Source organism: Micromonospora sp. DT44, assembly GCF_049841635.1.
In the GTDB taxonomy this organism is placed as follows: Bacteria; Actinomycetota; Actinomycetes; order Mycobacteriales; family Micromonosporaceae; genus Micromonospora.
On sequence record NZ_JBNCKS010000002.1, the window covers coordinates 174,810 to 192,927 of the forward strand.

At 65.3% G+C, this 18,118-nt stretch carries 18 protein-coding genes and 4 tRNA genes; 3 read left to right on the forward strand and 19 right to left on the reverse strand.

From position 1 onward, the window contains the following. Positions 1 to 91 precede the first annotated feature (91 nt). The 17 genes from rplA to ACLQ25_RS02235 form a co-directional block, all read right to left on the reverse strand. Positions 92 to 808: a 50S ribosomal protein L1 gene (gene rplA / locus ACLQ25_RS02155; RefSeq protein WP_425728530.1), complete on the reverse strand. Its 717-nt coding sequence runs from the start codon at positions 806 to 808 to the stop codon at positions 92 to 94. Positions 809 to 886: 78 nt separating this feature from the next. Then, the gene (gene rplK, locus ACLQ25_RS02160; protein WP_355053307.1) at positions 887 to 1,318 is read right to left on the reverse strand and encodes a 50S ribosomal protein L11; all 432 of its coding nucleotides are present in this window, start codon (positions 1,316 to 1,318) and stop codon (positions 887 to 889) included. A 190-nt stretch (positions 1,319 to 1,508) separates the two neighbouring features. Then, complete coding sequence (gene nusG / locus ACLQ25_RS02165) at positions 1,509 to 2,231, reverse strand: transcription termination/antitermination protein NusG (RefSeq protein ID WP_355053308.1); 723 nt, start codon at positions 2,229 to 2,231, stop codon at positions 1,509 to 1,511. Between the two features lie 39 nt (positions 2,232 to 2,270). Beyond that, a complete protein-coding gene (gene secE / locus ACLQ25_RS02170) occupies positions 2,271 to 2,663 on the reverse strand; it encodes a preprotein translocase subunit SecE (RefSeq protein ID WP_421473228.1) in 393 nt (130 codons plus the stop codon). 212 nt (positions 2,664 to 2,875) lie between these two features. Further along, positions 2,876 to 2,948 (reverse strand) — tRNA-Trp (locus ACLQ25_RS02175). 198 nt (positions 2,949 to 3,146) lie between these two features. Then, a complete protein-coding gene (locus ACLQ25_RS02180; RefSeq protein ID WP_425728533.1) occupies positions 3,147 to 3,539 on the reverse strand; it encodes a MaoC family dehydratase in 393 nt (130 codons plus the stop codon). Position 3,540: 1 nt separating this feature from the next. Continuing rightward, on the reverse strand, positions 3,541 to 3,987 hold the full coding sequence (locus ACLQ25_RS02185; RefSeq protein WP_357134045.1) for an FAS1-like dehydratase domain-containing protein: 447 nt from the start codon (positions 3,985 to 3,987) through the stop codon (positions 3,541 to 3,543). Between the two features lie 124 nt (positions 3,988 to 4,111). Continuing rightward, positions 4,112 to 4,279 (reverse strand): 50S ribosomal protein L33, encoded by a 168-nt coding sequence (gene rpmG / locus ACLQ25_RS02190; RefSeq protein WP_007073056.1) that lies wholly within the window; start codon positions 4,277 to 4,279, stop codon positions 4,112 to 4,114. A gap of 132 nt (positions 4,280 to 4,411) precedes the next feature. Further along, a tRNA-Met gene (locus tag ACLQ25_RS02195) sits at positions 4,412 to 4,484 on the reverse strand. A gap of 24 nt (positions 4,485 to 4,508) precedes the next feature. Beyond that, positions 4,509 to 4,581: transfer RNA gene (locus ACLQ25_RS02200), tRNA-Thr, on the reverse strand. Between the two features lie 92 nt (positions 4,582 to 4,673). Then, positions 4,674 to 7,202: a putative bifunctional diguanylate cyclase/phosphodiesterase gene (locus tag ACLQ25_RS02205; RefSeq protein ID WP_425728536.1), complete on the reverse strand. Its 2,529-nt coding sequence runs from the start codon at positions 7,200 to 7,202 to the stop codon at positions 4,674 to 4,676. 1,500 nt (positions 7,203 to 8,702) lie between these two features. Beyond that, positions 8,703 to 9,326 carry a hypothetical protein gene (locus ACLQ25_RS02210; RefSeq protein WP_425728538.1) on the reverse strand — a complete coding sequence of 208 codons (624 nt, stop codon included), beginning with the start codon at positions 9,324 to 9,326 and terminating at the stop codon, positions 8,703 to 8,705. A gap of 137 nt (positions 9,327 to 9,463) precedes the next feature. Beyond that, the gene (locus ACLQ25_RS02215; protein ID WP_425728540.1) at positions 9,464 to 9,868 is read right to left on the reverse strand and encodes a S1 RNA-binding domain-containing protein; all 405 of its coding nucleotides are present in this window, start codon (positions 9,866 to 9,868) and stop codon (positions 9,464 to 9,466) included. A gap of 65 nt (positions 9,869 to 9,933) precedes the next feature. Further along, positions 9,934 to 10,647 carry a hypothetical protein gene (locus ACLQ25_RS02220; protein WP_425728542.1) on the reverse strand — a complete coding sequence of 238 codons (714 nt, stop codon included), beginning with the start codon at positions 10,645 to 10,647 and terminating at the stop codon, positions 9,934 to 9,936. A gap of 5 nt (positions 10,648 to 10,652) precedes the next feature. Then, the gene (locus ACLQ25_RS02225; RefSeq protein WP_425728544.1) at positions 10,653 to 13,055 is read right to left on the reverse strand and encodes a hypothetical protein; all 2,403 of its coding nucleotides are present in this window, start codon (positions 13,053 to 13,055) and stop codon (positions 10,653 to 10,655) included. 4 nt (positions 13,056 to 13,059) lie between these two features. After that, on the reverse strand, positions 13,060 to 13,590 hold the full coding sequence (locus ACLQ25_RS02230; protein ID WP_425728546.1) for a hypothetical protein: 531 nt from the start codon (positions 13,588 to 13,590) through the stop codon (positions 13,060 to 13,062). Positions 13,591 to 14,490: 900 nt separating this feature from the next. Further along, positions 14,491 to 14,574 (reverse strand) — tRNA-Tyr (locus ACLQ25_RS02235). Positions 14,575 to 14,722: 148 nt separating this feature from the next. Between ACLQ25_RS02235 and ACLQ25_RS02240 the strand changes: the two genes are divergently transcribed. Beyond that, positions 14,723 to 15,217 carry a YajQ family cyclic di-GMP-binding protein gene (locus ACLQ25_RS02240; RefSeq protein ID WP_355053333.1) on the forward strand — a complete coding sequence of 165 codons (495 nt, stop codon included), beginning with the start codon at positions 14,723 to 14,725 and terminating at the stop codon, positions 15,215 to 15,217. A 157-nt stretch (positions 15,218 to 15,374) separates the two neighbouring features. Here the strand turns inward: ACLQ25_RS02240 and ACLQ25_RS02245 are convergent, their stop codons facing one another. After that, entirely contained in the window at positions 15,375 to 15,782 is a 408-nt protein-coding gene (locus ACLQ25_RS02245; protein ID WP_425728548.1) for a hypothetical protein, read from the reverse strand. A 638-nt stretch (positions 15,783 to 16,420) separates the two neighbouring features. Between ACLQ25_RS02245 and ACLQ25_RS02250 the strand changes: the two genes are divergently transcribed. Both ACLQ25_RS02250 and ACLQ25_RS02255 read left to right on the forward strand, forming a co-directional pair. Next, the gene (locus ACLQ25_RS02250) at positions 16,421 to 17,140 is read left to right on the forward strand and encodes a VOC family protein (protein ID WP_425728550.1); all 720 of its coding nucleotides are present in this window, start codon (positions 16,421 to 16,423) and stop codon (positions 17,138 to 17,140) included. A gap of 129 nt (positions 17,141 to 17,269) precedes the next feature. Continuing rightward, positions 17,270 to 17,464 carry a hypothetical protein gene (locus tag ACLQ25_RS02255; RefSeq protein WP_425728552.1) on the forward strand — a complete coding sequence of 65 codons (195 nt, stop codon included), beginning with the start codon at positions 17,270 to 17,272 and terminating at the stop codon, positions 17,462 to 17,464. 63 nt (positions 17,465 to 17,527) lie between these two features. Here ACLQ25_RS02255 and ACLQ25_RS02260 read toward each other — a convergent pair whose 3' ends face one another. Beyond that, on the reverse strand, positions 17,528 to 18,055 hold the full coding sequence (locus ACLQ25_RS02260) for a dihydrofolate reductase family protein (protein WP_425728554.1): 528 nt from the start codon (positions 18,053 to 18,055) through the stop codon (positions 17,528 to 17,530). Between the last annotated feature and the right edge of the window lie 63 nt (positions 18,056 to 18,118).

The window sequence follows — 18,118 nt, forward strand, 5'->3', positions numbered from 1 at the left end:
CCCCCCGGCGGGGGGGCGCGGGGCCCCCCGCGGCCCGGGGGGGGGCCCCCGCCCGGTGGGGGGCGGCGCCCCGGCGGAGCGAACTGTCGGCTCAGGCGTTGGCCGAGTCCTCGGTCAGGTTCTTCACCAGGTTCGGGTCGACCGGAACGCCCGGGCCCATCGTGGTGGTGAGGATGACCTTGCGGAGGTACTTGCCCTTGGCCGCGGAGGGCTTGGCCCGCAGCACCTCGTCGAGCACCGCGGCGTAGTTGTCCACCAGCTGGCTCTCCGAGAAGGAGGCCTTGCCGATGATCAGGTGCAGGTTCGAGTGCTTGTCCACCCGGAAGGTGATCTTGCCGCCCTTGATGTCCTGCACCGCCTTGGTGACGTCCATGGTCACCGTGCCGGTCTTCGGGTTCGGCATGAGACCGCGCGGGCCCAGGATCCGCGCGATCCGGCCGATCTTGGCCATCTGGTCCGGCGTGGCGATCGCCGCGTCGAAGTCGAGCCAACCACCCTGGATGCGGGCGACCAGCTCGTCGGTGCCCACCTCGTCCGCACCCGCCGCGGCGGCCTCCTCGGCCTTCGCGCCGCTGGCGAAGACGATCACGCGGGCGGTCTTACCGGTGCCGTGCGGCAGGTTGACCACACCGCGGACCATCTGGTCCGCCTTGCGGGGGTCGACGCCGAGGCGCATGGCGACCTCGACCGTGGCGTCGAACTTGACGTTGGTGGTCTCCTTGGCCAGCTTCACGGCCTCGGCGGGGGTGTAGAGCTTCGACCGGTCGATGACGTCGGCGGCCTTGCGGTAGCTCTTGCTGCGCTGCATTGCTGATTACTCCTGTGGTCTCTGGCGGGCCGCTCGGCGCGAGCCCTCCCACGATCGGGTCGACGGCGAAAGCCGACGTCAGTCGTTGACGGTGATGCCCATCGACCGGGCGGTGCCGGCGATGATCTTCTCGGCCTGGTCCAGGTCGTTGGCGTTGAGGTCGGCCATCTTCTTCTCGGCGATCTCACGCAGCTGGGCGCGGCTGACCGAGCCGACCTTCGTCGCCTGCGGGACGCCCGAGCCCTTCTGCACACCGGCGGCCTTGATCAGCAGCCGGGCGGCGGGCGGGGTCTTCAGCACGAAGGTGAAGGACCGGTCCTCGTACACGCTGATCTCGGCGGGGACGATGTCGCCCCGCTGGGACTCGGTCTGCGCGTTGTAGGACTTGCAGAACTCCATGATGTTCACGCCGTGCTGACCGAGCGCGGGGCCGACCGGCGGCGCCGGCGTGGCCTGGCCCGCCGGCAGCTGAAGCGTGAACGTCTTGACGAGCTTCTTCTTCGGAGGCATGTCACTTCCTGGGGCTTGGAGCTGGGAAAATGCGGCCGTCGCCGCCGCGGCGGGGCGCGCACGGTCAGCGCGCGGTGCGACAGCGGCGACGTTCAAGAGTAGCGCACGCCGCAGCCCGCTCGTCCGCCGAGGTCGAGCGGGAGGGCGTACGCCGACGTCGGCGGCGGGCTGGGCCCGCCGCCGACGACCATCAGATCTTGGCGACCTGGTTGAAGTTGAGCTCCACCGGGGTCTCCCGGCCGAAGATCGACACCAGCACCTTGAGCTTCTGCTGGTCGGCGTTGATCTCACTGATCGTGGCCGGCAGCGAGGCGAACGCGCCGTCGGTGACGGTGACGGAGTCGCCGACCTCGAAGTCGAGGACCTTGATCTCCGGCTTCGCCTTCTTCTGCTCGGTCTCGACGGCCGGCGCCAGCCACTTCAGCACCTCGTCGAGCGACAGCGGCGCGGGCCGGTCGGCCCGGTCGGTCGCACCGACGAAGCCGGTCACACCCGGCGTGTTGCGGACACACGAGTAGGACTCGGCGGTCAGCTCCATCCGGACCAGGATGTAACCGGGGAAGACCTTGGCCTGGACCTGCGAACGCTTACCGTTCTTGACCTCGACCTCTTCCCGGGTCGGCACCTCGACCTGGTAGATGAAGTCCTCCATGTCGAGGCTCGTGATCCGGGTCTCGAGGTTGGTCTTCACCTTGTTCTCGTAACCGGCGTACGAGTGCACTACGTACCAGTCGCCCGGCGCGTAACGCAGCTTCTGCCGCAGCTCGGCGACCGGGTCGTAGTCCTCGTCCGGCGCAGGCTCGGTGGTGGGGAACTCCGGCTCGCTGGCGGCCTCAACCGACTCGTCACCAGCCGCCGTCGCGACCGTGGACTGCTCGTCCACTTCTCCGGCGGTCTCGTCGTACTCAGGCACGCTCGCTCACTTCCGTCACTATCGGCTGGAGACAGCCGGTCAGTCCGAGTTGCCGAAGACGAACAACACGGCCTTGGCGAAGCCGTAGTCCAGCAGACCCACGATCGTCAGCATCACCGCGACGAACGTGACCACCACGGCGGTGTACGTCAGCAACTCCTTGCGGGTCGGCCAGATGACCTTACGCAGTTCGGCAACGACCTCGCGGAAAAACCGGGCGATGCGGCCGAACACGCCCACCCGACCGGTTTCCGACCTCGTGGTCGGCCGGCTGTCGGCCGATTCCGCCCGGGCGCGGGCCCGCGTCGCGGTGCCGCCCCGGGAGACCGGCTCGTCCGCGCCGGTGGCGTCGTCGTCGGCTACGTCGTCAACGATCTCGTCGTCGAGACGATCGTCGCCGGCGTCCTCGCCGCGCCGCTTGTTGTCGGCCACTTCGCCCTCCGTCGCGGAATCTCGGGTCGCACGCCGGGCGGCGTACGCGGCGCTGGTCACGCCGGCCGGACCCAACCGTCCCGCGACGGGCCGCGGCCGGTGGTCCGCCGGGAGCTCCGATTGCCTCGGAACCACCCCGCCGGTGCCACCACCACGGGCCGGACGCCGCCTTGTCGGCGGCGCGACCCACGGGAACGGTCAGGCCTGAGGCGCAGGGGTGACAGGACTTGAACCTGCAGCCTGCGGTTTTGGAGACCGCTGCTCTGCCAATTGAGCTACACCCCTGTGCGGCAACACTCGCCCCACGCGGTCACAGAGGACCGAGCAGGGGTCACTTGCCCCACGGCGGACCAGTGTACGGGTAGGCGCCCGACTTTCCCAACCGGTCTCCCCGCCACGCGTGGCGAAGCCGATCCAGCGCGCCGCGAGGCACCGGTTCAGCGTGTCGGGCCGCCTTGATTTCGCCTTGCGTCCGGCCTCGGTTCAGCGCGCTGCGCGGATGACCGCGCGCGCCTGCGACAGCACCTTGTCGCCCAGGCAGGTCGCGGTCACGTCCAGCCGGGTGAGGCCGTCCTCGGTCACCTCGCGGACCCGCGCGGTCACCTCGATCTCGGTCCCCTGGTCGTCGTCGGGAACCACCACCGGCCGGGTGAACCGGACGCCGTACTCGACCACCGCGTCGGGCGCGCCGGCCCACTCGGTGACCGCACGGCCGACCAGCGCCATCGTGAACATGCCGTGCGCGATGACCCCGGGCAGTCCCACCTTCGTGGCGACCCGGTCGCTCCAGTGGATCGGGTTGAAGTCGCCCGAGGCGCCGGCGTAGCGGATCAGGTCCGCCCGGGTCACCCGGAACGTCTTGGTTGGCAGTTCCATCTCAGGCCTCTCCACGGATGACGTACCGGGCCCAGACGGCGACCACCTGCTCCCCAGCGACGGTGCTCACGTCCGTGCGGGTGGTGAGGAGGCCGTGCCCGCCCCGGTTGCTGACCTCTTCGATGGTGTTGACGCAGACCAGCTCGTCGCCCGCGACCACCGGCCGGTTGTACGCGAACCGCTGGTCGCCGTGGACCAGCCGGCTGTAGTCGACGCCCAGGTCCGGGTCCTCGATGATCTGACGGGTCGCGGCCATGGTGACGATCACCGGGAAGGTCGGCGGGGCGACCACGTCCGGGTGGCCCAGGGCCTGCGCCGCGGCCGGGTCGTGGTGAGCCGCGTCCGTGGCGCCGATGGCCGTGGCGAACTCACGGATCTTTTCTCGGCCCACCTGGTAAGGGGCGGTCGGCGGGTACGTGCGGCCGACGAAGGAAGGGTCCAGGGACATGCCGCGAACCTACACGGAAAGCACAACCGCCGATCTGGTCGGCAGGCTGCGGCGACGCCGCGCCCGACCGGTCAGATCGGCGGTTGGAAAGGCTTCGACGACGGCCGGCTGTGCCGGCCGGCGGTCAGCGGGTCTCGCGGTGAACCGTGTGCCGGCCGTCGCGCGGGCAGAACTTCTTCAGCTCGATGCGGTCGGGGTCGTTCCGGCGGTTCTTGCGCGTGATGTAGTTGCGCTCCTTGCACTCCACACACGCCAAAGTGATCTTCGGCCGGACATCGGTAGCCTTCGCCACGGCGGAGTGCCTTCCTCGCTAACGGAAACAACTACGACGCGCCAGCCTAGACGCTGACTGCGCGGACATGCAAAGTGGGCGCCAGTGGCGCCCATCTCAACGACCACCGAGAACGAGCCCGGAAGACGAGAGTAGCGGTGGCCGGACTTGAACCGGCGACACAGCGATTATGAGCCGCTTGCTCTACCATCTGAGCTACACCGCCGCGGTGGGTCCAGCTGAACCCTCGAGCCCCCTTACGGAATCGAACCGTAGACCTTCTCCTTACCATGGAGACGCTCTGCCGACTGAGCTAAGGGGGCCTGCGCGATCTCCCCGTGGGGCGCGCAGAAGTAGAATACACGGCACGGGTCGGCAGGTGAAATCGGATCCCCGGCGGCCGTATATGCGCAGCTCAGGGCACTACACGCAGGCGTGGAAGCTCTCCGGCGGAGATCGTTTCCGGGTCCACCTGAGCGCCGAACCAGGCGGCCAGTCGCTCGTACGGCAGCGGCCGACTGAACAGGAAGCCCTGACCGATCTCGCACCCGATGTCCTGAAGAAGCTCCAGGGTCAGTTCGCTCTCCACACCCTCGGCGACCACGGCCAGGCCGAACTGCTGGGAGAGCGTCACCACCGCGTTGACGATCGCCAGGTCCCCCGGGTCGGTGGCCATGCCCTGCACGAAGGAGCGGTCCACCTTCACCTCGTGCACCGGCAACCGGCGCAGGTGGGCCAGCGACGAGTCACCGGTGCCGAAGTCGTCCACCGACAGCCGGACGCCGAGGTCGCGGAGCCGACGCAGCGTCGGGATGGGCCGGTCCGTGCCGTCCAGAACACCCGACTCGGTGATCTCCAGGGTGAGGCGTTGCGCCGGCACCCGGTACTCGGTCAGCAGCTCCTGCACCCGGTCCGGGAAGTGCTGGTCGGTGAGCGTGCGGGCGGCGAGGTTCACGGCGATGGGCAGCGGCTGGTCGGCCTCGGCCCAGTCCCGGCTGCGCCGCAGCCCTTCGCGGAGCACCACCTCGGTGAGCCGACTCAACTGGCCGGTGTGCGCGGCCACCGCCACGAAGTCCTCGGGAGCGACGGTGCCGTGCGTCGGATGCTCCCAGCGGGCCAGACACTCGACACCGACCAGACGCCGGTCCCGCAAGGTCACCTTCGGCTGGAAGTAGACCTCCAGCTCGCCCTGGTCCAACGCCTGGCGCAGGTCACCGGCGAGACCCAGCCGGCGCAACGACCGGGACTCCAGGCCCGGGTTGAACAACTGCACGCTGCCCGGCACCGACTTGGCGGCGTTCGCCGCCAGGTCGACCCGGAGCAGCAGGGTCGCGGCATCGCTGCCATGTTCCGGGTGTACGGCCACACCCACGGCGGTGTTCACGTCGAGAGTGAGCGCGTCGAAGACCATCTCGTCCCGGATCTGGTCGCGCAGCTGTTCGGCCAGTTCGAGTGCCGCATCGGCGCTCTCCAGGCGAAGGGTCACCAGGAACTCGTCGCCGCCCGCACGACCGACCAGAGCCGACGACGGAGCGCTCGCCCGCAGTCGGTTGGCGACCTCGACGAGCACCTTGTCGCCGGCAGCATGGCCAAGGGACTCGTTGACCTGCTGCAACCCGTCGACGTCGAACAGCAGCAACGCCACCACCTCGTCGGGCGCGCCGATCTTGACCGACTCGTCCAGGGCGGCGGTGATGCGCCGTCGGTTGGGAAGCCGTGTCAGGGTGTCGTGGTACGCGTCGTGCCGCAGGCGGTCGACAAGACGCGAATTCTCGAGCGCCACCGCGGCATGCGCGGCCACCGTCTCGAAGACCGCGATATCCGCTGAGCTGAAGTTGTTGCCGTCGCCGAGCCGGTTGGCAACCTCAAGGGTCCCGATGACGACCTCACCCGACCGCAGTGGCACCACCACCGCGTCCTTGATCCGCCGCTCGGCCAGCTCGGCGCGGAACTCTCCGTCGGTCGTCACCCCACGGCCCACCGCAACGGTACGTCCGGTCTCCTGGACCCGTTCGCGGATCATCGCCGGGGTGAGCGCCAGGTCGAGCAGGCCCGGGTCGTCCACCCGCGCGGTCAACAGGGTCTCGGGGTGCCTTCCCTGGGCGGGCAGCCACAGCGTCGCGTACTCCACCTGCATCAGCGCTCGGACCCGGCCGAGCAGCGCGTCGGCGAGTGTGCCGCTGTGCCCGCTGCCGACCACGGCGCGGGTCAGGTCGTACAGGTCGGTGAGGGTGCGGTGCTGGCGGAAGAACTGCGCGTAGGCCCGGTAGACCAGGGCCAGGCCGGCACCGAGGGCTGCCAGCAGGAGCAGCGACCACCACGTGCTACGGACCAGAATCAGCACGATCAGGCCGACCGACACGTTGATCGCCGCGGTGAGCACCGCCGGCGTGGCGGTACGCAACGTCCCGCGCCCGGTCTGCCAGCCGTGCAGCAACGTGTGTACCGCCGCCACGCTGGAGTAGCTGATCAGAATCACCATGCTCACGGCGGCGAAGATGCTGCCCCAGGTGCTCGGACCGACGCCCTCCATCGGAGGGAATGCCTGGAGGACCAGGACAGCCAGCGACGTTCCCGCGGCGGCGCGCGCCACGTTGAACCACACCTTCGGCGCCGAGAACCGCTGTCTGGTGTGGGTGATCAGGGAGCTCAACGTGTAGATGACCACCACCGTCAGCGGCGGCAGAAAGTAGAGCGCGAGAACCATCGGCAGCTCGGTGAGCGTGACACCGATCGTCTGCCGCCGCACCACCAGACTGAGCAGCGGCAGCCCCGCCACGATCATGATGACGAGAAGAAGCATTGCCTCGGGCCAGTCGCCGAAGGGCTCCTTCGCGATCAACCCGGTGGCGGTCGCACAGACGACCGCGATCAGCGCGAGGGGCGCGGTGATGATCCACGCGTCCTCGGATGACCTTCGCCGGGGTTGACCATGACCGCTCATGGCGCTCCTTCGGATTGACGCCGAGCGGTCACGATACCGTCACTACGTCGATGGTGCCTTCCACCCGAACGGCCAAACAGGATGACCACCCCGAGGCAACCGCCTCACTGCCAGACGATGTCGGCTGCCTGCGCCGTCGGCACGGGCTTGTCGGCGGTAGACACGGTCTGCCAAACGATGTCGCCAGCCCGAGCGCCGCCCCCTGAGCTGCTGCCGAGATCAACACTGGCGATGCCGCTCACAAGTGCGGCGAGGGTGAAAAGTGAGCCAAGCAGCCGGCCCAACCTAAGACCAGACATGATTGCTCCTGTCGGAAAATGTCGTGGGGGTGGTGGAGGTTCCACGATCGTGCCACAGTGCGGGCAGCCAGAGAAGTGGTGGGCAGCCCGATGGGCCCCACCGTCTGTAACTTCCCGCCGTTCGGCCCACCGCCCCCACCGCACCGGAGCAGATCACGGCCGTGCAGGGCAGGTCAGCGCTTCACACAGCGTTGAATACGACCTTCACCACAAATTCGGCGCTGTCGCGGCAGAGCACCAGATCCGACATCTTGGTCACTGTGAGTGACGCCTCCAGGAGATGCGTTCGCGTCGTGCGTTCGGCGTCCAGCCATCGACCACCATACCGGGTCTTCGCCAATAGACCAGTCCCCGAGCCGGATTCCATCCTGGTGACCCAGGGCCCGTCCGCGTGTCTCAAGCAACACATTTCCGCAGCTCAACCCCGCTAGGAAGCGACAACCAGGGATCCCGTACGTCCGCGAGAAAGGGCGTGGGAAGTCGCGGGCTCCGCAGAACGCTGCTCGCGCCCCGGTGGGTCATGGCCCGCCGGCCACTCGCCGGGACAGGGACACCCCGATGTTCAAGCCGCTTCCCACCTGCCGCTCGCGCAGCACCACCGCCGGACGAACTCAGTCGGCGGACCACCGGGCACCTCCGCTCGACGAGCCGGTATCTCGAAAGACAACGCCACGCTTGGCACCGTCTCCGATCAGTCGTCCTTCGGCATCGGCCACACATCCCGGGAGTCGTTCAAGGCCCGTCCCGGAGGTGGCTCGACCGTCAAGGACTTCAACGCACGCGGCAGAGAGGTGACCCCACGCTTCAACGACCGCCACAGCGCCGCAGCCACGTGAAGCAGAGCGAGGAGCGCAGCGGAGCCCAGCGCCAACAGCAGCACGAGGCCGACCAGCCCTGTCATCACCCGAACATTCTGACCAGTCGAGCGCCACGACGGGCACCGTGGATCATGTCATCTCCCCCGTCGATGCAGTGGCATAGACGCAGGGCAGAACGGCGACGCCGTGCCCCAGGCGCCGGGCGACCGCGGTCGGCGGGACACCGGCATTCAGCCAGGGCGACGCCGCCGCGTTCTGCGACGGATTTACAGGGAGGGCACCCGCGATCTTGACAGCCTCAGGGCTGCCACCTGCCGTTCTGCTCGCTACGCAGACGCCGTGCTGGCTTTCGCCCACCATCTGCCCACGTCCCCACCACCACGTCAGGGCGATGAAGTGTCGAGTGGAACCGGCCCGTTCTCGTCCTCGTGCTGGCACTGCACTGCCGCAGGCACGCAGAGCGCCATGTAGCTTCCCAGGAAGACTTTCTGCTGCCTGCCGCCGATCTCGTACGTGACGTTCACCCCGCGCCGAACCGTCCGGCCTTCGCCCACGAGCTCGTAGCCGAGCAGGATCTCGATTTGTACCGCGCCATCCGGATGCTCGCTCGGATCAGCGGTGCCCGGATCGGGAAGAACAAGTCCGGCCGGATCCTGTGCACCATTGAGGCCGGGATGGGTCGGTGGCCAGCCTTCGGAGTCCATCACCGATCCTCGGGTCGCGGTGAGCACTCGTACCTGGGCGCCAAGCAGACGAGCCGAGTCGCCGTGCATGACCGGTTCGATGCTCTTGATCGTTACCGGTCCCTTGCCGATCCGGACGGTTGTGACACCGTCGGTGAGCCGATAGCCGATGTCGTAGGAGCCTGCCCAGCCGTAGCTGCTCCGCTGGGCAAACACATCGTCGCCTGGATGATCAGAGGTCAGGAACGGTGTATCACAGCCGGCGACGGCGAGGACCCCAGCGAAGGCTCCGGCCATCGCCGTTCGGGCAAGCCGAGTGTTCATGCAACCTCCGCCTTGGCACCCATGCCTCGGTAGGTCATCGAAGCTCACCGTCGGTCGGTATGAGCCGGACCCGCCGGTGGACAAGGTTGATGTCGACGACCTCCACCCACAGCGTGTCACCTGGTTCAGGGACGCCGTCAAGGCGGACTCGTGAACCAGCCCCTGAATGTCATCCCCCACAGTGACGAAGACACCGAACGGCACGATGCGGGCACCTCGCCGCGCAGGACGGCTCCGAGATTCGCCCGCGCGAACTCCGCCATCGGGTCGGGCTGCAACGCCTTGAGCGACAGCGACACCCGCTCGCGGTCGAGATCGACGTCCAGCACCATCACGGCGAGCCGATCCCCCAGGCCCACAACATCGGTGGGGTGATCGAAGTGCTTCCAGGTCAGCTCCGCACAGTTGATCATGCCGATCACGCCGCCGATGTCTACGAAGACCCCGAAGTTCTTGATATCGACGATTACGCCTGTGGCAACCTGGCCGCGCTCAAGCGTTTCCAGTCTCAGCCGCGCAGTCTCATCATCCCTCTGCCCCACAAGCTTTGACCCTCCACCCGAGTGCATCGCCGATCTTGTCATTCATGGCGTCGTCGCCGCGCCAGCTAAGCTTGTTCCAATACTCTCACCAACTCTTGGGCCAAGTCTGTCCTGTCGTTCTCACGAAAGAGTCGTTCCAGCATGCGAACTAGATCGCGCGCATTCTGCCTCGGAAACTGCTCGAGAAATTTTTGGATGCATTGCGCAATGACTACCCATTCACTACCTGGGGCCCACTGACTTACCGACCGCATGATTTCGTGGAAGTCGCTCGGCACCGGAAGATTGCCATGCTTTGTGATCCAATACAGCCGCGCTGTTGCAGGATCACAGAAAACGTCATCCCGAAGAAAGGTCAGCTCCGCTCTAACTCGGTCCCTATCGAGCCTTTCCCGAGACATCTCGCGTACCGACTCCTCATAAAGCTCAGCAGCCCTAGAGACAGCGTCAACCACGGACACGGCGACATGAGCAGAATTGAATATCATTTCTTCGGTGGCCCCAGGAAAATCGCGACCCAGCACATGGTTAATCTCTTGCTCTGTCACTGGCGAGCGCAGCACGTGGAAGCGCTCCGCAACTGGCTCGACCATCTGCCGTGCACGACGGGCCGCCAGAGCAACAGCTTGCTGACGACTCATCCCAGCGGCCGAACGACAAGACAGCGTCACATGGATTTCGAAAGGAAAACCTTTTCGGTTACTGTCTGCCTGATCCGTGAAATCAAAAGTCCAAGTGTCACCGAATCGAGGACGAACCCCAATTCCAAGAAGGGCCATCAGGTTCACGGTGTGCGACTTGGGTCGGGAATCCCAGCAGTGCCGCGCTCATCCTCCCCAGAAAGTGGTGAAGCACGCCTCGTCGGAATTAAGTCGACTGCCGGTGGTGGCAGTACTGCACCCGAATCTGCCGGCGCGATACCTTGCGATAGGTCTGGTCCAGCAATAGATAGCTGTCTGCCTACCGTCAATATTTCCGGCTGCTCCGACGGCGGGGCATCGTATCCGGATGAATCCTCTTCAAACCACGATGTTGCTGCATCGGCGTTGGAGTGACTCACCGCGTCATCCGTGGAGTAATCCGCAGACTGCCCAGGGGGGGTGGCGTATACAGAGGCAGCACGTTGTCCTGCCGCATAACGGTCCGCATAGAGCAGCTCGTCTAGCTCTCGACGAAGGTCTTTACGCTCCGGACCGACATCCAATGCCAGAGACCAGCGCTGCAACGAATCGTCCAGTCGATGACGAAGCAGAGTTGGTGCGGCAGATCCATTGACGACATCTCTGAAGAGCTGCAGGACGAAACTACGTTCGTCGACGGGGGCCAGACATGCCTCGAACCAACCCCAAATGCTTTCGTCCAACTCATTCTCATCAACGGGCCCAGCCAGGAACGTCTGCCAGCATCTCGAAATAGCCGCCAAGTTGGCGATTGAGCTGTTATCTCGGGCAGCCATAAGGACAGACGGCTTGTGGTGCACATCATCAACGATTGCCGCTAGCGCGCCGAATATATGCGGGCCAGCCGAGTCGTTGTCGCTACACCAGGCTTCGACCTGCTTTAGAAGGGTAGGCCGAGTTGTTGTTTCATTCCACAGAGCCTCGACAGCTTCTTTCACAGCTTCAAGAACAGTTGGGTCACTCGACCTCGCCGCATGCCGAAGTCGAACCAAAGCCTTTCCGGGGTAAGCGAGTCCGAATGCGCCGGCGCACACGCGCGCGCTCGTTTCTTTCAATCTGGCGTCCCCTCCCGAAGCCCACAGCCGCAGCTTATGGTGCACCTTCCGATCAATCGATTGATCGAAGCACGCGAGCGACAACAACCGAACGGATTCTTCGTAGAGGGTTTCGTCACCATGCCAAGACTTGACGATTGTGTCGAGAAGATCCAGCTTGTCAAAGCGGACCATGAATGCTAATGAGAACTCTGTTACCCTCTTGGCTCTGGATTCCTTGCTTTCTGTCTCGCCACCGACCGGGCGAACCACGTCGCTTACGAGCCAACTAAGGAATTCTTCGCGGCAGCGCGGGCGGTCCGCCCAAAAGTATTTGACAACAGCATCCTCCCAGCCTGGACGGGTAAAAGAGACTATATCCTCTGCAAGGTCCGCCCCCACCCGGTCGACTACTTGAAGAACGCCAACTCCCTCTTGACCGTTCGTCGAGAATCCTGCAGAAGGCTCCCCGAAATGTTGGCCCAAACGTTGAGCGGCGTCGTAAACGTCGCCAACAGGAGCATCACCATACGCGGCCGCGATAAGCATAAAGTTGCGTTCGAAACTGCTCCTTCCAGGTTGCGAATGCCAAGCTAGGAGTTCTTTGTGCCAACTACGCCGAGCTGCGACGACGCTAAGAACGCGTCGTTGGAATGTTTCGTCGCCGACTTCCGGCCCTGAAAATCGGGGATCTTGCAAGACAGCAGGAAGCTGCTCAACAGGAGCTCGGTCGGCTCGCATAATCAGGTGCATCACGCTCATCACGCCTCTGGGTGTTTCGTCCCTTAAGAGGCGCACAATCTCATCGTTACTGAGCCAGCGATCAACGTCCCTGTTACCGTATCGCTCGAGCCAGCCTCGCATGATTTCCCTGCCGGGGGCTGGAGCAACATGGTGCGCCTTAACAGGCGAATCAACGCCGATCCTGTCCCACTGACTTTCATCAACAACGACTACTAGCCGACCGCCGCTTTCGGAAATGACGGCAGCCATCGAATTCAGATGGTCCCCGAACCGACTCGAGACCATAAACTCATCGTCGTCTGGCGGCAGCTCGAGGATTGTACAGACGCCGCCGGAGTCTCTTATTCGATCTACATCGATGAGCCGTTCCGCGCCGTAGCCGAGCCTTCGGAATCGTCTCTGTCCTGGCACGATCCCGCTTGCGTCAGACAGCAATGCAAGGGCCGTAATCGATTTGCCAACGCCCGGTTTACCGGTTATTACGACAATGGCACCGGGAGCCAAGAAGTCAAATAGAAGTTCGTAGTAACTCGCCGATCGCGCGAAGACGGACCCTACCGATTGAAGCTGGCTCGGCGTTATGGTCTCGGCGGCATGGTCTTTTTGGATAAATCCAAGAACTACCTGGGCCCCAATTGCGGTGCCCCCACTTTGTGTACCGACATCTACATTAATGGTCAAATGCTTCGCTAGACCGCCAAATTCGTGGAGCGCCTGTTCGAGCATCACTTGATCAGCCGATCCGATCGATTCGGGCTCCGGTAAACTCGCCCGACTCGTGGACACGGAGGACTTGATTGTCTACTTCTGCATGCCCCCCGTGATTGATCACGCCCATATCGGCACCGATAGCCTTTCCGTGCACATCTTCCAAGCGGTTATGCACCTTGAAGGTTGCATCATCGCCCTTACCGAACTTGAATTCCTGCCCATAAACAGCATCAAGGATAGACTTCGCTTTGCCTAGAACTATGCGAAGTTGGGGTTCGCTCCCGTCAAGGTTCTCGTGATTCTGCGGAACCCGTAGCAACGCATGCAGGATTTGGATTTCGGACTCATGTTGCTCGACGACATCATCCCTGAGTTGCAGTGGCCCGCTGACCTCGATGGATGATGGAGTTTCCAGATCCTCCGGCGTCGGCGGTTGTTCACCTTGTCGACTCAAACGCCGACGTTCAAGAAAGAGGCCGAGTTGACTGTAGGTAAACTTGACTCCCTCAACCAACGCAGCGCCTACCAGGACCGGGAAGGCAATCTCTTCCACTGGGCCTCCTCCCGTGAAAATATATGGGGCAACCATCTGGCTCCGCTCGCACCAAGCTCCCCAACTGCGCGGCTCATCCCGGTGCAAGCTGCTCAGTACACGACAATACGGCAACTTTCGTTTCCTCCCCTTGCCGCGGATCTATAGCGATCTAACTTATCAAGCATCTGACCTGGTCAGACTGGCCCTCGATAGGGCGCGCTTCATTGATTTGTCGAATTGCTGACAGTCGCGCTCGGGGCTTCGCGGCAGCAGCAGGGCGATGTGATTTGTCATCTTTTGGTCCACACAACCACAAGACTCAGCGTTGGCTGCTCACCGTCCATGGACAAAGCCACACCGCTGCAGCAGGCCAGAGCTCCTGCTTGGAGCATCAGCGAGTCGATCAATTGCCGAATTGGTCTTTCTGGAATCAAGGCGCCGCGCTCCGCACGGCGCGGGCGGTGAGCCGGCCGGCGGCAAGCCGCCCCGGCCGCCTCCGGCGCCGGGGCGGAGAGCCACCGACTGTCGCCGGACCGCTGCCCCCAACCCAATGCTCCAGACGCAACGCGACTACGACAGGCGGCACGGAAGCCGGCGGGTCGACCTGATCGAGGGCCTGGGCTTCCGACTTCCGCGCCAGTCCAACCCCAGGGCTGGCTTGCCCTCGGCCTACTACCCCCCCGCCAACTAGCCCCGCAGTCAGCCCTCAGCACGTCGCTCCAGGCGCAGCACACGCCAGGTCGGCCATCCCCGGAACACCAGCATTCACGCCTCAGAGGAGCCCTCAGCGGGCAAGATCGACCTGCCCACCATCTGCCCACAACCAGTCGTCAACGGCTGGACTCAGCCGGACTCGGCTAGATCAACGACAGCGGCCCCCGACCAGCATCTCTGCTGGTCAGGGGCCGTGTCTGCACCTGGTGGCGGGTAGAGGATTCGAACCTCTGTAGCTTTCGCGACGGATTTACAGTCCGCTCCCATTGGCCGCTCGGGCAACCCGCCAGGGCACCCCACCGCGTCGCAACGCGGCGGCGGAAGCAAGGATAGCGGCTCACCCCGGGACCGGTGCAACCGGGTACGGTCAGGGGGTCGTGCCGCTGGTCGGCGGCCGACTGCACGTCCCAGACCGCCGGACAGCAGGAGCAGAAGCATGCCAGCGAACCCGTCTTTCGACATCGTGAGCAAGGTCGACCGCCAGGAGGTCGACAACGCCCTCCGGCAGGCGGAGAAGGAGCTCGCGACGCGGTTCGACTTCCGCGGCACGGGCGCGGAGATTTCCTGGTCGGGTGAGGAGGCGATCGGTCTCCAGGCGGAGACCGAGGAGCGGGTCCGCGCCGCGCTGGACGTCTTCAAGGAGAAGTTGGTCAAGCGCAACATCTCGTTGAAGTCGTTGGACGCGGGTGAGGCGCGCCCGTCCGGCAAAGTCTTCAAGATCGACTGCAAGGTGATCCAGGGCATCGAGACGGACAAGGCCAAGGCGATCAGCAAGAAGATCCGCGACGAGGGCCCGAAGGGCGTTCAGGCGCAGATCCAGGGCGACCAGCTGCGCGTCACCGGCAAGAAGCGGGACGACCTCCAGGCGGTCATCTCACTGCTCAAGGGTGAGGACTTCGGCGTCGCCCTCCAGTTCACGAACTACCGGTAAGCCCCGGCCAGCGGGTCGGTCACCCCTTGCGATCTGGGGCAGACGTCGTTGCCAATGGTCGTCGTTCGTCAACTACTGCCTGACCGCCGACGGCCTGGCTAGCCGCCTGATCCGCCCTGCGGGGTCGGCCTGGCAGTGGTCCTCTCTGGCGACCCCGTTACTCCTCGAGCCATGAGTGGGGCTCGATCAACCACGGCTGGTCGGGGTTCTCGCGGTAGGCCACCTGGCCGATCGGAAGGCTTGCCAGCTGCGCCACGGACAAGTTCCGCGCAATGACGTGGTTGATGCACGTCACGACCACAGCGCCGGGCTGGTTCGGGTCGTTCACGGCGTCGCCGACGATCCAGGAATTGTCGCCGGTATGGATGACCTCACGTGCTGGCTCCGCACCGTCCAGCACGGTTCGTTGGACGACCGCCCCGAGGTTGTCGGGGAATCGGCCGTCGCTGAAGGGAAAGGGCAAGGACCGGAACACCTCATGTTGGTCCGAGTGCTCGTGAGCCTCGACGTCGCGATCGTCCACCGCGACACCATAGATGCGCCGCGCCTGCTCCGCTTCCAGCACGTCGTCCGCCGCCTGACCCCTCGCTTGTAAGTTCTGGGCGCTCCGTTCCCGTCTGCGACCTCGGGCGGATGTCCGAGGTCGGCCGCTGCCACACACGGCTCAGGAGGGCAGTTGCGTTCGCGCGGCGCGACCGCCTCGGACCCCCGCGCACGCTCGAAGTCTGGCGAGCGGGCGTCCTTGCTCAGTCCGCGCAAGCCGCGGGCGGAGCAGTCAGCTTTTGGATCCTCGGCGCTACCGCATCGACCCATGACCAACCCCACCGCGCGGAGGAGCCGCACCCACGACGAACGCCGACGAACTGTCGTCGAGACCGACGATCGTCTGGCCGGAAGTGTCACCCACGTCCCGAGACTGATCTGTCGCGAACGTCCTGAGACCCGACATCCCCGGCAGCCGGCGGTGTCCTTCGTCGACTGATGCGCGACGCTCGTCCGCCAACTGATCTTCGACACCTGCGGACGCTGGTCACGGCAGTCCCGGCGCCTGGTCCTGGCGAGACATATGGCGGGCAGGGAGGTGCCGCCGATTGTTCGACCGGGCCGCTTTGAGTGCTGGGTCATCAGCCGATCGGATAACCAGAGGCGATGATCGGCTATTTCCATGTGCGACGGACACCCTGCGACGCCTAGGAAGGAGGCATGACCAACGAGCGGACCGTCCCCCTGCTGCCGTGCGCATCCATTGACGACATCGAAGCCTTCTACGGAGTTCTCGGTTTCCGCACCACGTACAAGCAACGCAAGCCCAACGCGTGTGTGGGGGTTCAGCGGGAAGACCTGCACCTGCAGTTCTTCGAGATCGCCGGATTCGACCCGGAGCAGTCCTATGGCTCCTGTCTCGTACTCACCACGGACATTGAGGGACTACACCGGGCATTCGCAGCCGGCATGCGGGCGGCGTACGGCAAGGTGCTGGTGTCCGGGACGCCGCGGATGACCCGGCCCAGGGCGCGGAAGAACGCCGACGGGTTGGGCGGGTTCAGCGTCATCGACCCGGGCGGCAACTGGATCCGCGTCTTTCGGGACGCCGCCACCGCGCCCACGCCGGCCGCCGCGCCTGCCGGGCGGCTGGCCAAGGCCCTGGCGAATGCTGTCGTGCAGGCCGACTCCAGGGGAGTTGTCGAACAGGCGGTTCGGATCCTCGACAGCGCGTTGGCTCGCCCGCAAGCCGACGACGACCCGGTCGAGCAGGTAGAGGTCCTGGTCTACCGCGCCGAACTCGCGATGGTGCTGCACGATCCGAAGACTGCGGCCGAGATGCTGGCCCGCGCCCAGTCCGTCACGCTCACGGACCAGGAATCCGAAAGGGCGGCACCCGCGTTCGACAACGCCACGGAACTGGCAGCAGCACTGCGGTGACTAACCATACGAACGCCCGGCATACGTGCTCGACGTCGGGGAGAGCGGTGTCACAGCGATCATGGCTGCGTTCTGGCTGGTAGCGGGCGGCGCCCCGCTGACGTACAGCGAATCGGCTACGGTCGCATCGTGGATCCTCGATCTCGACGGGCGGACACCGGACGGATACTCGGCACGCTGTCGCTCATCGTTGGCTTTCTGACCTCGCTACTCACCCTGTCAGCGGGCTACGACGGCATGGCGCCGCACTTCGTCGCGTTCCTTCTCATGCTGACCGGTATCGGCCTACGGATCGAGGCGGCGATCACTGACCGGAGGCCATAGCCCTCGCCCTGGCTGACCGGAGGTCGGTGGCGAGCCCGCAACGCCCGTACCCACGCCGATCGATCAGCGGTCGACGCGGTACCAGTGGGCGGTCTCCCCGGGGATCGGCGTCAGCCGGACGCGGTCGCCACCCGGGTCGTCGAGGATGCGTACGCCGTCGCCGAGCAGCACCGGCGCGAAGAAGATCAGTATCTCGTCGAGCAGACCGGCCCGCAGGCACTGCCTGGCGACGTCCGCGCCGAGCACGTTGACGTACCTGTCTCCAGCGGCCTCCTTGGCATGCGCGACGGCAACGTGCAGGTCGTCGGCGAAGGTGACGCCTTCGGGCGGCTCGGTGGGCGGACGGTGGGTCAGGACGATCACCGGCCCGTGATACCGGCCGCCGAAGGCGCCTTCGCTGTCGGTGCCACGGTTCGGGTCGTCGCCGCCGAAGGTGCGGTTGCCGGCGAGGATCGCACCGATGTCGGCCAGTAGACGGTCGGCGGTCGGGTTGTCGCCGCTGAGGTGTTCGGTGAGCCAGGACATGTCACCGCCGGGGCCGGCGATGTAGCCGTCGAGTGACGCGGTCGCCGAGTAGAGCAGCTTGGCCATGGTTCCCCTCTCGTCGACGACCAGTCTGGCGCACCCCACCGACATCGCCGGAAACCGTCGGAG

Bases quoted from the DNA above. Each gene is read 5' to 3' on its own strand.
- ACLQ25_RS02250 (WP_425728550.1), top strand. From the start codon at position 16,421: ATGACCAACGAGCGGACCGTCCCCCTGCTGCCGTGCGCATCCATTGAC.
- ACLQ25_RS02210 (WP_425728538.1), bottom strand. From the start codon at position 9,326: ATGAACACTCGGCTTGCCCGAACGGCGATGGCCGGAGCCTTCGCTGGG.
- ACLQ25_RS02205 (WP_425728536.1), bottom strand. From the start codon at position 7,202: ATGAGCGGTCATGGTCAACCCCGGCGAAGGTCATCCGAGGACGCGTGG.
- ACLQ25_RS02220 (WP_425728542.1), bottom strand. From the start codon at position 10,647: ATGGCCCTTCTTGGAATTGGGGTTCGTCCTCGATTCGGTGACACTTGG.
- ACLQ25_RS02260 (WP_425728554.1), bottom strand. From the start codon at position 18,055: ATGGCCAAGCTGCTCTACTCGGCGACCGCGTCACTCGACGGCTACATC.
- rplA (WP_425728530.1), bottom strand. From the start codon at position 808: ATGCAGCGCAGCAAGAGCTACCGCAAGGCCGCCGACGTCATCGACCGG.
- ACLQ25_RS02240 (WP_355053333.1), top strand. From the start codon at position 14,723: ATGCCAGCGAACCCGTCTTTCGACATCGTGAGCAAGGTCGACCGCCAG.
- rplK (WP_355053307.1), bottom strand. From the start codon at position 1,318: ATGCCTCCGAAGAAGAAGCTCGTCAAGACGTTCACGCTTCAGCTGCCG.
- ACLQ25_RS02180 (WP_425728533.1), bottom strand. From the start codon at position 3,539: ATGGAACTGCCAACCAAGACGTTCCGGGTGACCCGGGCGGACCTGATC.
- ACLQ25_RS02185 (WP_357134045.1), bottom strand. From the start codon at position 3,987: ATGTCCCTGGACCCTTCCTTCGTCGGCCGCACGTACCCGCCGACCGCC.